The organism is Myroides sp. LJL116 (genome assembly GCF_054871685.1).
The window spans coordinates 144,834-160,052 of the sequence record NZ_JBTXLR010000010.1; the positions used below are offsets into that span (position 1 = coordinate 144,834).

Genomic DNA, 15,219 nt, shown 5'->3' on the forward strand with positions numbered 1-15,219 from the left:
AAATAAATAAAGATAAGCTTTGGGTTGAGGTTTTATTTTTACCTTTGTATAAAATAGAGAATTATATATTATGGACATACAAACCTTGATTCAAAAGAACCTTGATGAACTATTTTATTTAGCAGATAAAAAGCAAGTGCTAGATACTGTTATGGTAGTGCGTATTGGTGCCTTTGTGGGGGCAGCTGTATTAAGAGGTCGATTTGCCGATCAAAAGGAGGTTTCCCAAGAGGAGATTAATGGAGTGTTTGGAATTATTGGAGATTTTTGTAGAATGAGTTTCGGAGGACGCAGTTTTTCAAAAGTACATTTCAATAAAATGGTGAAATTAGCACTAGAGTTAATACAAGAAACTAGCTTTGATCAAGACGTAGAAGAGTTTATTGCTAGCCTACAAGAAGATTAAGTTTAAAATGCATATACTTTTAAGACTGCCTTTGTACAAGGGCAGTCTTTTTTTTGCAATTAAGTAAGGCGTATATTTTTTTGGGGGTATTTGTGGTTGAGATACTTTGTTGCTTGGCAGCATAAAATAAGTTATCTTTCAAGCAATAAATTAACTACCTAACACGAAATGAAAAAATACCAACAAAAGTCCAAAGCACCTGGCTTTGGTCAAGGAGCAAAAATGCTTAGCCTAGCTTTTTTCGCTCTTGGATCTATAACGGGTTATGCGCAAAAAAAACCATTAGATCATTCCCTTTATGACCAATGGGAAACAATAGGAAACAAAGCCTTCACTAACGACGGTAAATGGCTTTTTTACCAAGTTAATCAACAACAAGGAGATGCTACTCTTTATTTAAAAACCACAAAACTAGATAAGACTTTAGTGGTGGATAGAGGAGAATCTGCTGTATTTACAGGAGATTCTAAATTTGCAGTTTTTAGTATTGTTCCTACTTATGAGGATTTAAAACAAGTTCGCATTAAAAAGAAAAAGCAAGATGAGATAGCTAGAGACTCTATAGGGATTGTAAATTTACAATCGGGTGCTATGACTAAGTATGCCAATATTAAGTCCTTTAAAGTACCGGAGAAAAACAGTAGTTATTTAGCCTATTTATTAGATCCAATTACTGAAAAGTCAGATGATACCAAGGATCAAAGTGATGCTAATTCTAATGATACAGCCCTTGTAATCCAGGATACCAAAGACAAAAAGTCTTCGGATAAAAAACAAAGCTTTGAACTTATAGTAGAAAATTTAATTACTTCTAGTAAACAGAGTTTTGAAAATGTTAGCGATTATTACTTTGATAGTCAAGGAAAGTATTTAGTTTTTGTAACCAAAGCGCCAACAGCTAAGAAAAAACAGGATAAAAAAGAGGCCTCTGATCAAGATCAAGTAGAAGATAAGAAGGTATACGGGGTGTATGCCTTAGATTTAAAAACCAATAAAGTGGTTAGTATTCTAGAAAACCAAGAAGAATACTCTCAGTTTGCTTTTGCTAAGAACTCTGCAAATTTTGCTTTTATCGCCAATAATGACCCAGAGAAGACTTTGGATAAAACCTATAGTATTTACCAAAGTGACTTTGTGAGCCCTGCTACACTTTTAGCTGATAACAAAACTAGTGGGTTACCACAATCTTGGGTTATTTCACCAAACTATAAACCTGTATTTAGCGAGAATTCAAGTAGAGTGTTTTTGGGTATTGCACCAGCTTTAATGGTAAAGGATACTACTTTAATTCAGGAGGATCATGCTATTGTAGATATCTGGCATTTTAATGAAGATGTATTACAAACCCAACAATTAGCTAATTTAGAGAAAGATTTGAAAAAATCTTACCTAGCAACGATAGATCTTAAAAACAACAATGGTATTGTTGCTTTAGGGGACCAAGAAGTAGATCAGGTTCAATTAGTAGACAAAGGAGATGCTAATTTTGTTTTAGGATCTGGAAATATGGGCTACCGTATTCAAAGACAATGGGACATATCTCCAGTTGCTTCTTATTATTTAATTGATGTAACAACAGGTAAACGTACCACTGTGGTGGAAAACCTTAGAGGCCAAGTAAGAGTATCACCTAAAGGACAAAGCGTAGTATATTTCAATAGCGAGAATAAGAATTGGTATGCTTATAATGTTGCAGCCAAAACAACCAAAGAGTTAAATAAAGGACTTGAGGTTTCTTTTGCCGATGAATTAAATGATATGCCTGATTTAGCAGGACCTTACCGTATTCAAGGATGGACTACAGGGGATGAGTCTGTTTTAATTAGAGACCGCTACGATATTTGGGAGTTTGCTTTAAATAGCAATAAGGCCCCTAGAATGATCACCAATGGTTATGGAAGAAAGAACCATGTTTCTTTTGATTTAATGAATCTTGATCAGGATAAGGTAGCCTTTACAACGAAAGAGAATCTTATTTTAGCAGCATTTAATACTGTAAATAAGAAGGCAGGTTTTTTCCAAACACAAATTAGCTCAAAGAAAAATCCAGTAGAAGTATTAATGCAAGACTTTAGTGGATTTACGACTTTATTTAAAGCTAAAGATGCTGTTATGTATGGTTATTTAAAAGGCTCATTTGCCCAAAGTAATAATTTATATATAACTACTGATCTAAGTAAAGCTACTCAAGTATCCGATATTAATAAGCAGCAAGCTTTATATAATTGGGGAACTGCTGAATTAGTAGAATGGGTTACACCAAAAGGATTCGAAAGCCAAGGAGTATTATTTAAGCCAGAGGATTTTGAACCAAATAAGAAGTATCCTATGATTGTATACTTCTATGAGAGGTTATCGGATAACTTACATCGTTATGAGGCTCCGGCTCCAACGCCTTCTCGTTTGAATATTCCATTTTTTGTAAGTAATGGTTACTTGGTTTTCACACCAGATATCGCTTATATGGATGGTTATCCTGGTAAGAGTGCAGAGGAGTATATCAACTCAGGAGTGGATTATTTAAAACAAAACACTTGGGTAGATGGCCAGAAAATTGGAATACAAGGACAAAGTTGGGGAGGTTATCAAGTAACTCACTTAATTACAGTTACTGATATGTACGCTGCAGCTTGGGCTGGTGCTCCAGTGGTAAATATGACATCGGCATATGGAGGAATTCGTTGGACAACAGGAATGAGTAGACAATTCCAATACGAAAAGACCCAAAGTAGATTAGGTGGAGATTTATGGAATAGTTTAGATTTATATATGGAAAACTCTCCACTATTTAATATGCCAAAGGTAACTACACCTGTGGTTATTATGCATAATGATCAAGATGGGGCAGTGCCATGGTACCAAGGTATTGAGATGTTTATGGCTCTTCGCCGTTTAGGTAAACCAGCTTGGTTGTTAAACTACAATGGAGATGATCACAACCTTATTAAACGTCAAAATAGAAAAGATATCCAAATTCGTCAACAACAATTCTTTGACTATTATCTTAAAGGGGCTAAAGCGCCAGTTTGGATGGTTAAAGGAGTTCCTGCAATAAATAAAGGAAAAGATTGGGGATTTGAATTAACACAAGAGAAAGTACCTTCTAGCTTATAATAGAAGACGCTTAAACAAGTAAAAGGGACATGTCTAAAATAGGCATGTCCCTTTTTATTATATTAGAAAGCCTGCTTAAAAAAAAAAGAAATTACTTAATATAATAAACGATAAAGTATAATAAATTAGAAATGAATTGTTTATTATTGTTATTCACTAAGTGGGAAAGTAATATAGTGTATAGCTCTATGTTGTTAGTCGTAAAATAAATGGCCATTTAAATCACTTTAAAGGATTCTTAATAGGATGAAAAAAATAGTTGTTTTAGTATTATTATCCGTGCTTTTTATTTTTTGTAAGAAGCAGAATCTACAAAAAAATGTAGTAGAGCTGCCCTTTAGTAATCTACTTACTTCAGATATTAATGAAATCTATAAGCAGAGTGATTTTAATGGCTTTGCTGTTTCTATTGTCAATGAAAGTGGAAGTTTATATCAACATGGCTTTGGGTATGCTGATACTCAAAATAGGATACCTTATACAGATAAAACTATTCAAAATGTAGCTTCCATCTCTAAGGTATTTATTGGAATAGCCTTATTAAAAGCTCAGGAATTAGGTAAGTTACAATTGGATGATCCAATTAATGATTATTTACCCTTTAAAGTAGTAAACCCTTCTTTTCCAGATAAGGAAATAACAATTCGACATCTAGCTACTCATAGCTCAGTTATTGTAGATAATGCGTTTTATTTAAGTAAAAACTACATCTTAAAGCAAGGTGAATCTCCTATAAATGCAAGTTTAAGTTTTGAAGATATGCAAATCTTTAATCCAAATGATTCTCTTGTGTCTTTAGAGCAATTTTTGCAAAATACACTAGTGCAACAAGGTAAATGGAATACAAAGGATACCTATTCCAACTACCAAGGAGCAAGTGTGTATGAATATTCTAATACAGGGGCAGCATTGGCAGCTTTTGTTTTAGAAAAAGCAACAGCAGAGCGATTCGACGACTTTACCCAAAAGTATATTTTAGATCCTTTAAAAATGAAGGATTCTGGATGGCATTTTGAAAATATCCATTTTGAAAATTATTCAAAATTGTATGCCGATAAAAACACAGAACTTCCTTTTTACCACATGATTACTTATCCTGATGGGGGCCTTATTACATCTGTGGATGATTTGAGTTTATTTTTAACAGAATTAATAAAGGGATATAATCAAAAAGGAACAATACTAAAAAAGGATAGTTATAAAGAATTCTTTCGTGCCCAATTACAAGAAGAAAATTTTTTAGAAAGGGATCATAACAATCCCTATAATGAAAGTTATAATGTAGGAGTATTTATTGGCTTTGGTTTTTCTGGCTATATAGGTCATACGGGGGGAGATCCTGGAGTAGCTTCCCTTATGTTCTTTGATCCCAAAAACAATATAGGACGTATTTTGATTTTAAATACCTCTTTTAAAGGGCCAAAGTCAAGTCAGGATTTTTATGGAATATGGAATGCTTTAGAAGAGTATCAAGATAAGTTAGATAACTAATCTTTTTTTACTTCCTTTTAGTAGGAAAGACAACTATCTTTTGTCCTAGCTTTTATCAAAATAATATAGGGAGATATTTTTAGGCATGGGCCTAAAAGAAAGCTTTATGTTTTTTTTAGGGGCTATTTATATTTAGTTGGGTATTTTTACCTTTATTGTCTTTTAACGGGCAATTTTACTTTATAACTTTTTTTCATGGAACAAATAAAAGCATTACAAACAATCTGGCATAGCAAGTCTACTATACAGCAAATACCACTTGATATAGTTGTTGATATGCAAGATATCAATAAAGAGCAATTGCAACTTAAGGCCGTTATTACTTTAGGGGAACAAGAACCTATCGAAATTCAGACAAGCCAAGTTGCTTTTGATGACAATTGTTTAACGTTTAGCATCGAAAAGATGCAGATGGATTTTAAGCTAGCCCTTGTAAAGGATACCCTAAAGGGAGAGGTTTTCTTTAAGCAACAAGCATTTGATATTGTATTTCATCCTTTAGAGAATTCTTTACCTGGAGACCCTACTTTAGTATCTAGTGTTCAAGACTTACAAAAGTTACAATACATGGAAAAGCAGCAGTATAAGTACAAGGTTTCAGATTACTTTGAGCGTCCTGATTCCTTTGGGTTTCAACTTTCTCCACAAGGGAGGTATTTGTCTTTCAAGAAAAAGGATGAAAATGGAAAGGCTCATGTGTATATTAAGGACATTGAGAAGGATCAGGTAAATAGAGTAATTCAAGAAGATAAGGAGCTAATACGCGGCTATGGCTGGTTAACTGAGCAAAGGCTTGTTTACATAATGGATAAGGGAGGGGATGAGAATTACCATATTTACGCCGTGGATGTAGATGGCTCTAATGCCATGGACTTAACGCCATATCCAAAAGTAAAGGCTAACATTTTAAATTTATTAAAAGAGGACCAAGACCATATTATTATCAGTCTTAATTTAGATAATCCTCAAGTTTTTGAACCCTATAAGCTCAATATCCACAATGCTCAAATGGTAAAACTCTTTGAGAATAAACAAGCTAGTACTCCGATTTCAAGTTATGATTTTGATAAGGATGGAAATTTAAGGGGATATAGTCAAATGCTTGATGGGATAAAAACCCAGTATTTTTACAAAGCCCAGGACAAGAGTGAATTTTCTTTGTACCATACTATTGATTGGTGTGATACTTTTGCCATTTTAAGTTTTGATTATTCCAATGAAAATAAGGATGTTGCCTATGTTCTGACCAATTTAGATTCGGATAAGCTAAGAATTGTACTGTGGGATTTTGCAACTAATACGGCAATTAAAACGATTTATGAAAATCCAGATTATGATGTATCTATTTTAGGTTTATCGCGATTAAGAAACTGGGAGATTGATTATGTGGGCTATAATGGTAGTAAGCTTACTATAGAACCTGTAAGTGAAACGTATAAGCAAATACATCAAGATTTAACCCAGTATTTTACAAAGGATCAATATAGTATTGCAGACAAAACCGATAAGGAGGATAAGTACTTGGTATTTGTGCAAAGCGATACTTTATATGGAAGCTATTATTTTTATGATAAGCAAAGTAGAAAGATTTCTTTACTTTATGATTTAATGCCTCAATTAGAACGTAAAGATATGGCCACTATGCTACCAATTAGCTTTACTTCTAGGGATAATATAACCATTCACGGATATATTACTTTACCTCAAAAGGCATTGGAGGGTCAGAAAGTAGCTTTGATTGTTAACCCTCATGGAGGGCCACAGGGTATTAGAGATTCTTGGGGCTTTAATCCAGAAGCTCAACTTTTTGCCAGTAGGGATATGGCCACTTTACAAGTAAACTTTAGAATTAGTGGTGGATATGGGAAGGAATTCTTTACTAGTGGTTTTAAACAAATTGGTAGAAAAGTAATGGATGACATCGAAGATGGGGTAGCTTATTGTATAGCTCAAGGTTGGATAGATCCCGATAGAATCGCCATTTATGGAGCTAGCCACGGAGGTTATGCTACTTTAATGGGACTAATTAAGACCCCGGATTTATACCGTTGTGGGGTAGATTATGTTGGAGTCTCTAGTATTTTTACCTTCTTTGATTCTTTTCCAGAGTATTGGAAGCCTTATAAAGAAATGGTAAAACAGATTTGGTACGACTTAGATGATCCTAAGGAAAGGGAGATAGCAAAATTAGTTTCTCCAATTTATCAGTTGGATAAAATATCTAAACCATTATTTGTGGTTCAAGGAGCAAATGATCCAAGGGTTAAAATAGGGGAGTCCGATCAAATTGTGAAGGCTTTAAGGCAAAAGGGATTTGATGTGCCTTATATGGTAAAATATGATGAAGGCCATGGCTTTGGTAAAGAGCAAAACCGCATTGAATTCTACCAATGTATGATGGGATTCTTTAGTGAGCATTTAAACAAATAATGTAAAGAGAAGATTATTCTCTTTCTATATAGAAAACAAAAAGCTACCAATATTAATTGGTAGCTTTTTCTATACATAGTAATGTAAAATTATTTTACAGTAAAACCAGAATTCTTTAAGTATGCATCCATACTTGGCTCTTTTCCTCTAAATTCTTGGTAAAGAACATCTCCTGATTTAGAATTTCCTTTAGAAAGTATTTTTTCACGGAAATAGTCTCCATTTTCACGTGTAATACCTCCGTTTTCTAATAACCACTGGTAAGCATCATTATCTAATACTTCTGCCCATTTGTAAGAGTAGTATCCAGCTGCATATCCTCCACCGAAGATATGGTTAAAATAAGAAGAACGGTATCTTGGAGGCACTTGCTCTATATCTAAACCATATTTAGCTAAAGCTTGTTTTTCAAATTCTTGTACATCTTCCACAGTAGCATCTTCAGGTAAAGTATGCCATTCTAAGTCTAATAAAGAAGCACCAAGTACCTCACTTAAATTGTATCCTTTGTTGAAGTTTCTTGCATTTTCAATTTTCACTAATAATTCCTGAGGAATTACCTCTCCTGTCTCATAGTGTTTTGCATAGTTCTTTAAAATAGCAGGATCAAATGCAAAATGCTCATGGAATTGAGAAGGTAGTTCTACGAAATCTCTAGAAACTCTTGTACCTGATAATTTAGGGTAAGTTTGGTCAGAGAAAAATCCGTGTAAAGCATGTCCAAACTCATGGAAAACAGTAACTACGTTATCTAATGAAAGTAGCGCTGGTTGTCCAGGTGCTGGTTTTTGGAAGTTTCCAACGTTATAAATAACTGGTAAATTATTTAATAATTTAGATTGGGTAACAATACTGCTCATCCAAGCTCCTCCACGTTTAGAGTCTCTTTGGTAGTAGTCAGTATAGAATAATCCAACTGGAGTTCCGTCTTCATTGAATATTTCATATACTTTTACATCCTCTTGCCATACTGGAATATCTTTTCTTTCTTTAAAAGTAATTCCATAAAGCTCTGTAGCCATGTGGAATACTCCGTTTTCTAAGACAGAATTAAATTCAAAATAAGGTTTGATTTCATTTTGATCTAAGTCATACTTTTCTTTTCTAATCTTAGAAGAATAGTATTCCCAGTCTGCTGGAGTTAAAGTAAATGGATCTTGTTGTGCATTTACTGCTGTTTTTAATTCATTTGGTTGTAAAGCGCTATGGTTTTGCACTTTATTCATATAAGCTTGTAATTCTGCAGCTTCTTCATTAGCACTTTGTACAGCATAAGGACTCATCTTCTCTAATAATGCGATTGCATTAGTAGGGTTCTTTGCCATACTAGTCTGTAAAGACCACTCTGCATAGTTATCATACCCCATTAACTTAGCTTTTTGCGCTCTTTTTTTAGCGATTTGTGCAATAGTTTTTGTGGTATTGTTTTTATCATCTTGCTTTTCAGCTCTTTGCCAAGCTTGATCGTAAAGTTTTCTTCTTGTTTGTGGATCCTCAAGTACTGCCAAGTCTGGTTGCTGGGTAGTATTGTTTAAATCAATAAGGTAAGTTCCATCAGGTTGCTTAATAGACTCTAGTTCTGCATCTGAAAGACCTTTTAATTCTTCTTTAGTAAAGCTTACTCCTCCTTGTTTTGTAGCAGCTAATAACTGATCAGAGAAGGTATTAGTTAAAGTAGCTAATTCTTGATTAATTACTTTTAACTGCTCTTTTTGTTCTTCATTTAAATTGGCACCAGCAATTTCGAAACCTTGGTAGTAAACCTCTAAAAGTCTTTGTTGCTCTTGGTTTAAATCTAAATTATCTTGGTTATCGTATAATACCTTAATTCTTTGGAATAATGGATCGTTCAAATAAATAGCATCAGAGTGTTGTGCAAACACTGGAGATAACTCACTGTTTATTTGTTTTAATTCATCATTGGTATGTGCTCCGATTAAAAGGAAATACACAGCGCTAACTCTATCTAAGAGTTCGCTAGATTTTTCCATTGCTACAATAGTATTATCAAAAGTAGGAGGTTCTGGATTAGTAGCAATTGCGTTAATAGCTTCTTGTTGACGACGCATTCCTTCTAATAAAGCTGGTTTAAAGTCTTTATTTTTAATGTTGTCAAAATCTGCCGTTCCATAAGGCAAGTTACTTTTTTCTTGAAAAAAAGCATTTGAGGAATCCCAATTTTGAGATTCTTGGTTGTTGTCTTTGTCCTTTTGGCATGAAACCGATAAAAGAGAGGCTCCTGCAAAAACACTTAGTACTGCTTTTTTAGCATTCATAAATTAAGGTATTTGAGTTAGTTGGTGTCAAATATATATAATATCTTAGTAATATGTTGTTTTATCTAGGATAATAATGTGCTACTATAAGGTATATCTCAAAGGTTTTCTCTCTTTTTAAGGAAATCAACTAAAAAACAACCGTTAACTCCTTTTTATTATAAGTAGTATAGTGAAAATAAAAATATATAGTGTCTTATTTTGTTTTGCCTCTGGCTTTGCTTTTTCGCAAAGTGCTCAGGTGCGTCAAATAATGACTAGGGAAACTTCCTTGCAAACCCAAAATGAATTAATTGAGCAATTTAATTGGCTAAAACAGCAAGATGAGCAAAGTAAGGCCTTTATTTTAAAAGATACTTTAGAGGTATTAGTTCCAAAGGACCCTGTTTATAGCCTAGAGAGAATCAACCCTGATGGAGTTTATATTTATTATAGTGTAAACAATAGTAAAACCGCAGAATTCTCTCGAGTACATTACTTACAAAGAGGACTGTTGGAACTTAAGGGAGAAAAGCTCTTAGGACAAAATATGTTCGTTGGATTATTAGATGCCGATGTAGTATTAGATAGTCACAAGGAGTTTGGTTCGGATGGGACTAATACAAGAGCTCTTGTAATGGATCAGGCAAAAGAATCTTCCCTTGTTTTTGATTTAGGCTCTTCCCAAAGTATAGATAGGCGTAATCACGCTACCCATGTCGGAGGAACCTTAATAGCAGGTGGTTATAAAAGCAATGCTTTGGGCATATTACCCTATGGTCAGCTATATAGTTATAATTGGGACAAAGATATTTTAAAAATGGTATCTCTTGCATCAAATGGGGTTTGGCTATCGAATCATTCCTATGGGATTGCTACTATTTCAAAAGATAATATGGCTTTAATACCTGCCCATTATTTTGGTGTTTACTCTCGTGAGGCTAAGAACTTTGATACAGTCATGAGAGAATTCCCTTATTATCAGGCAGTGGTAGCAGCAGGTAATGACAGGAAAAACTACACAATTCTCAATCCTAGTAAAAAAGGAAAGGATTTATTGGTGGGATATGCACTTGCAAAAAATGCTATAGTTGTGGGAGCAATTCTAGGGGAAAGATTAACTAGTAAAGGAGTAAGGTTTTTAGAGACCAATTTTAGTAGTTATGGCCCTACTGCTGATTTTAGGGTGAAACCGGATATTGTAGCCAATGGAGTAGGAGTGTATTCTAGTATTTATAGTAGTCTAGATGGACCTAAAAATGCTAGTTATGGTTTAAAATCAGGAACCTCAATGGCTACACCTGTGGTAAGTGGTATTCTTACCCTTTGGCAACAATGGGTAATTGAAAATAGAAAAATTCCCTATAAGGCAAGTAGTATTAAGGCTATAATGATTCATTCTGCCGAGCCCTTAGAAACGTCTTTGGGGCCTAGTTATCGTTACGGATGGGGATTGATAAATGCTTATAGTGGTTTTCTGTTACTCAAGAATTCTTTGGAGCAAAAATCTCTGATTTTGCAAGAGGCTATCTATGATAATCAGGGGTTTTCAGCAAGTGTTTTTCTTAAGGAAGATAGTCCTAGTGTGAGCTTTACCTTAGTGTGGAATGATTTAGCTGCACAGGATAAGATACAGTTAAACCTCGATGGACAGACGCCTGATTTAATAAACGATTTAGATATGCGTATTATCGGGCCAGACGGGCAAGAACACTCTCCTTGGGTACTCAATAAAGACTATAATAATTTGGTTGCTATCCAAGGTGATAACGATGTAGATAATGTGGAGAAAGTAGATATTTTCGATGCACTAAAAGGAGAGTATATCATTAATATTCGCCCTAAGGGTAACTTTATTAATAATTGGCAGGATTTTTCTTTAGTGGCAAGTGATCAAAATTTTGGAGGATTAAGTCTGGTGCCTAGGCAGCAAAAACAGGAAGACTTGACATTTCAAGTATGGCCTAACCCTGCCCCAGATAAATTACACTTATTAATACCCGAGCAAATTGTTTTTGATAAAAATGAGTTAGAGGTCTACAATATTAAAGGGCAATTAGTTTATTCTAAAGTTATTTTCAAAGTCGATCACTATGAATTAAATGTAGCTCATTTTGAGCCTGGACTTTATTTTTTAAAATTAAAAGGCAGTTTAAAAGACTATCAAGCCAAATTTATAAAGAAATAAGGTCAAAAGTGTATAATGTTTTTTTTCTAAGTAAATCTCTACTGTCCAAGGAATAAGAAGTTTAGGGTTTTATTTGTACGAAAAGAACATAGACAACAGCCCTGAGGGGCTTTAAATACAGGGATACAGTAGTATTTTTAATACAATAAGGATATATTTGCTTTACTAGGTTAGACAAGTATTGGGATAGTATTTCTAAATCAATCTTGGCTGAAATGCGTTACACTGTAACCTGTTTTTTTCCTAGTGAACAATAAAAACTACAAAATAAACTACAAAAATTATGAAAAAAACATTTACTATTGCTCTGATGTTCCTTTGCAGTATGCAAATTTTTAGTGCTAATCAGCAAACGCAAAATAGCAAAAAACCAAGAATTATCATTTTAGCAACAGGAGGAACTATTGCAGGCTCAGGAGAGTCTTCTACTAAGGCAGCCTATACAGCAGGAAAAATTCCTATTGAAACACTTTTAGATGCTGTACCTCAAATGAAGGATATTGCCGATATTCAAGGAGAGCAAATTGCACAAATTGGAAGCCAAGATATGAATGTAGAAACTTGGTTGAAATTAAGCGATAGAATCAATGAGATTTTCAATGAAGATTTAGCAGATGGTGTAGTTGTAACCCACGGAACAGATACACAGGAAGAAACGGCTTATTTTTTAGATTTAACAGTAGAGTCTAATAAGCCAATTGTTGTAGTTGGAGCTATGCGACCTGCAACAGCAATGAGTCAAGATGGAAATAGAAACCTTTTAGATGCTGTAATGGTTGCTGCAAGTCCAAATAGTAAAGATGTAGGTGCAGTTATCGCTATGAATGAGGCAGTTTTTGCCGCTAGAGATGTAACAAAAACAAATACTACTAACATGGCTACTTTTCAATCTAGAAACTTTGGACCTATAGGACTTATTTTTGATGGAAAAGTAAGCTATTACTATAAGAGTATAAAAAACCAAGGTCCTTTCTTTAATGTACAAGGATTAAAAAATCTACCTGAAGTAGAAATTGTGTATGGATATGCAGGAGCAAGCGACAGAGCAGTAAGAGCTGCTATGAGAGATAAAGTAAAAGCAATAGTATACGCTGGTGTAGGAAATGGAAACTTTAACCAACAAGTAGGAGCTTCTTTAGAAAAAGCTGCTAAAGATGGAATTATTGTTTGTCGTAGTGCAAGAGCAGGCGAGGGGCGTGTTACTTTAAACAACGAGGTAGATGACAAAAAACTAGGTTTTGTTGTAGCGGATGATTTAAGTCCACAAAAGGCTAGAATTTTATTAATGTTAGCTTTAACTAAAACACACAACATAGAGGAAATTCAAAAAATATTATTTGACTATTAGTTTAGAGTGCGAAAAAACAGTACCTTTAACGAGAATATTAAAAATAGAGTGTATGTCTTAAGATATACACTCTATTTTGTTTAAATAAAATATTGAAAAGATGTTGTTTATTCAATTTTTAGTACTTTTAAGTATGATTCTGATTGGTTCTCGCATGAAGGGAATCGGATTAGGAGTAATGGGAGTAGTTGGATTAAGTATTTTTGTATTTATTTTCCAAATGAAACCAGCAGAACCACCCATTGATGTTATGATTGTGATTATGACTATCGTAACAACTGCTGCTGCATTACAGGCTTGTGGTGGATTAGACTATTTAGTTAGTCTTGCAGAGAGAATAATTAGAAGTAATCCTTCTAATATTGTTTTTATAGGACCTTTTACCGTTTACTTCTTTTGTTTGTTTGCAGGTACTGCTCATTTGCTGTACTCTTTACTTCCTATTATTTCCGAAGTAGCTGCAAAAAAGCGAATTCGTCCTGAACGACCTCTAAGTATGTCTGTTATTGCCTCTCATATGGCTATAACGGGAAGTCCTATGAGTGCTGCTACGGCTGCTTTTGCAGGAGCAGGTATCTTAGGATATCCAGGAGCTTTGGTAGATATTATGAAATATAGTATACCAGCTTGTATACTTGGTATACTTATCGGATGTTTTTCCGTTTTAAGAAAAGGGAAAGATTTAGATCAAGATCCAGAGTTTTTAGAAAAGATGAAAGACCCTGCATTTGCTAAATCTATGGATAGTGATGTGGACTCTAGCCCCAATACTATAGGTAGAGGTGCTAAAGTTTCTGTGGTTATTTTCTCTTTGGCTGTTGGGATGATCGTTTTATTTGGAGCTTTCCCAAGTTTGTTACCAGTATTTGAACCAGGAGAGGCTAATTTGATTTTAAAAAGTAATGGGGAATTACAAATGGTAGGTGTTATTAGTATGATTACTTTATCGGCTAGTGCATTAATGCTTTTAATTACCAAGACTTCTGCTGTAAAGGTTACCCAAACCTCTCTATTTACATCTATGGCTACTGCTGTTGTAAGTGTTTTTGGAGTTGTATGGATGAGTAAGACCTTTATTGATCATAATATGGCGGAGATTAAGTTATTTCTAAGTGCAGTGGTAGATGATTACCCTTGGACATTTGCCTTTGCGGTATTTATTTTAGGAGCTTTGATGTTTAGCCAAGCGGCAACTACAAAAACGATGATGCCTTTAGGAATGGCTCTTGGGATTAGTAATCCAGCTTTAATTGCGATTTTCCCTGCTGTAAATGCAGATTTCGTTCTTCCTGGGTACCCTACTTTATTAGCAGCTATTAACTTTGACCGAACAGGTACTACCAAAATAGGTAAGTATGTCTTTAATCACAGTTTTATGCTACCTGGGCTAGTTACTGTTATTTGCGCTATAGCTTTAGGATTTTTATTTATAGGTTTATATTGATACATCTCTATATATAAGGTAGTATTTGAACTACCTTATATGGGAGAAAAGGGAAGTAAGCTTAAAGGGGGGATTATTTAAAAAAATAATTCAAGGCTTATGTGGTTGTATTTTAAATAGTTAGTTTTTTTATTGAAAAAAGAATGAAAAAAAGCATGCATAAAGTTTGGAAGTAAACAATAAGTTTCTACTTTTGCACCCGCATTAAGCAAGACGATCTTATACAAAAAGAAGTAAAGTTACCTTTTAAAAACATTAAAGAAATTTTAAGAAAAATAAATTTGGATAATGAAAAAATAAGGTGGTATCTTTGCAGTCCGCTTTAGGAAATACGAGGGCTGGCAAGAAATTAAAAAATAAAAATTTTCGAAATTTCTTTGGTAGTTTAAAATAAAGTATTACTTTTGCAACCGCTTTGAGAGATAAGCGAAACATTTGAAGACACGTTCATAGACATATTGGATTGACAGCAAAATTTAACAAAGAGTAAGGCAAATCGCAAGATTTGATTTATATATCTAATTTAAGATATAAAAAATATAC

8 protein-coding genes are annotated in these 15,219 nt (G+C 34.0%); 7 read left to right on the forward strand and 1 reads right to left on the reverse strand.

The window, feature by feature from the left end:
• Window positions 1-70 precede the first annotated feature (70 nt).
• The 4 genes from ACYSNM_RS09345 to ACYSNM_RS09360 all read left to right on the forward strand — a co-directional run bounded on the left by ACYSNM_RS09345 (window position 71) and on the right by ACYSNM_RS09360 (window position 7,441).
• Window positions 71-406 carry a hypothetical protein gene (locus ACYSNM_RS09345; protein ID WP_461756642.1) on the forward strand — a complete coding sequence of 112 codons (336 nt, stop codon included), beginning with the start codon at window positions 71-73 and terminating at the stop codon, window positions 404-406.
• Between the two features lie 168 nt (window positions 407-574).
• Window positions 575-3,520 (forward strand): alpha/beta hydrolase family protein, encoded by a 2,946-nt coding sequence (locus ACYSNM_RS09350; RefSeq protein WP_461756643.1) that lies wholly within the window; start codon window positions 575-577, stop codon window positions 3,518-3,520.
• Window positions 3,521-3,766: 246 nt separating this feature from the next.
• A complete protein-coding gene (locus ACYSNM_RS09355; RefSeq protein ID WP_461756644.1) occupies window positions 3,767-5,011 on the forward strand; it encodes a serine hydrolase domain-containing protein in 1,245 nt (414 codons plus the stop codon).
• A gap of 195 nt (window positions 5,012-5,206) precedes the next feature.
• Window positions 5,207-7,441, forward strand: a complete 2,235-nt coding sequence (locus ACYSNM_RS09360) for a S9 family peptidase (RefSeq protein ID WP_461756645.1) — start codon at window positions 5,207-5,209, stop codon at window positions 7,439-7,441.
• Between the two features lie 89 nt (window positions 7,442-7,530).
• On the opposite strand, the gene ACYSNM_RS09365 is transcribed toward ACYSNM_RS09360, so the two are convergent.
• Entirely contained in the window at window positions 7,531-9,717 is a 2,187-nt protein-coding gene (locus ACYSNM_RS09365) for a M3 family metallopeptidase (protein ID WP_461756646.1), read from the reverse strand.
• A gap of 172 nt (window positions 9,718-9,889) precedes the next feature.
• On the opposite strand from ACYSNM_RS09365, the gene ACYSNM_RS09370 reads away from it, so the two are divergent.
• From ACYSNM_RS09370 to ACYSNM_RS09380, 3 genes are all read left to right on the forward strand, one after another.
• Window positions 9,890-11,884 (forward strand): S8 family serine peptidase, encoded by a 1,995-nt coding sequence (locus ACYSNM_RS09370; protein ID WP_461756647.1) that lies wholly within the window; start codon window positions 9,890-9,892, stop codon window positions 11,882-11,884.
• A gap of 283 nt (window positions 11,885-12,167) precedes the next feature.
• The gene (locus ACYSNM_RS09375) at window positions 12,168-13,232 is read left to right on the forward strand and encodes a type II asparaginase (RefSeq protein WP_461756648.1); all 1,065 of its coding nucleotides are present in this window, start codon (window positions 12,168-12,170) and stop codon (window positions 13,230-13,232) included.
• Between the two features lie 100 nt (window positions 13,233-13,332).
• The gene (locus tag ACYSNM_RS09380; protein WP_461756649.1) at window positions 13,333-14,676 is read left to right on the forward strand and encodes an anaerobic C4-dicarboxylate transporter family protein; all 1,344 of its coding nucleotides are present in this window, start codon (window positions 13,333-13,335) and stop codon (window positions 14,674-14,676) included.
• Window positions 14,677-15,219: the final 543 nt, after the last annotated feature.

What these genes read in the sequence shown, in the direction of transcription:
- ACYSNM_RS09345 (WP_461756642.1), top strand. Translation starts at nt 71, where the DNA reads ATGGACATACAAACCTTGATTCAAAAGAACCTTGATGAACTATTTTAT.
- ACYSNM_RS09350 (WP_461756643.1), top strand. Translation starts at nt 575, where the DNA reads ATGAAAAAATACCAACAAAAGTCCAAAGCACCTGGCTTTGGTCAAGGA.
- ACYSNM_RS09355 (WP_461756644.1), top strand. Translation starts at nt 3,767, where the DNA reads ATGAAAAAAATAGTTGTTTTAGTATTATTATCCGTGCTTTTTATTTTT.
- ACYSNM_RS09360 (WP_461756645.1), top strand. Translation starts at nt 5,207, where the DNA reads ATGGAACAAATAAAAGCATTACAAACAATCTGGCATAGCAAGTCTACT.
- ACYSNM_RS09365 (WP_461756646.1), bottom strand. Translation starts at nt 9,717, where the DNA reads ATGAATGCTAAAAAAGCAGTACTAAGTGTTTTTGCAGGAGCCTCTCTT.
- ACYSNM_RS09375 (WP_461756648.1), top strand. Translation starts at nt 12,168, where the DNA reads ATGAAAAAAACATTTACTATTGCTCTGATGTTCCTTTGCAGTATGCAA.
- ACYSNM_RS09380 (WP_461756649.1), top strand. Translation starts at nt 13,333, where the DNA reads ATGTTGTTTATTCAATTTTTAGTACTTTTAAGTATGATTCTGATTGGT.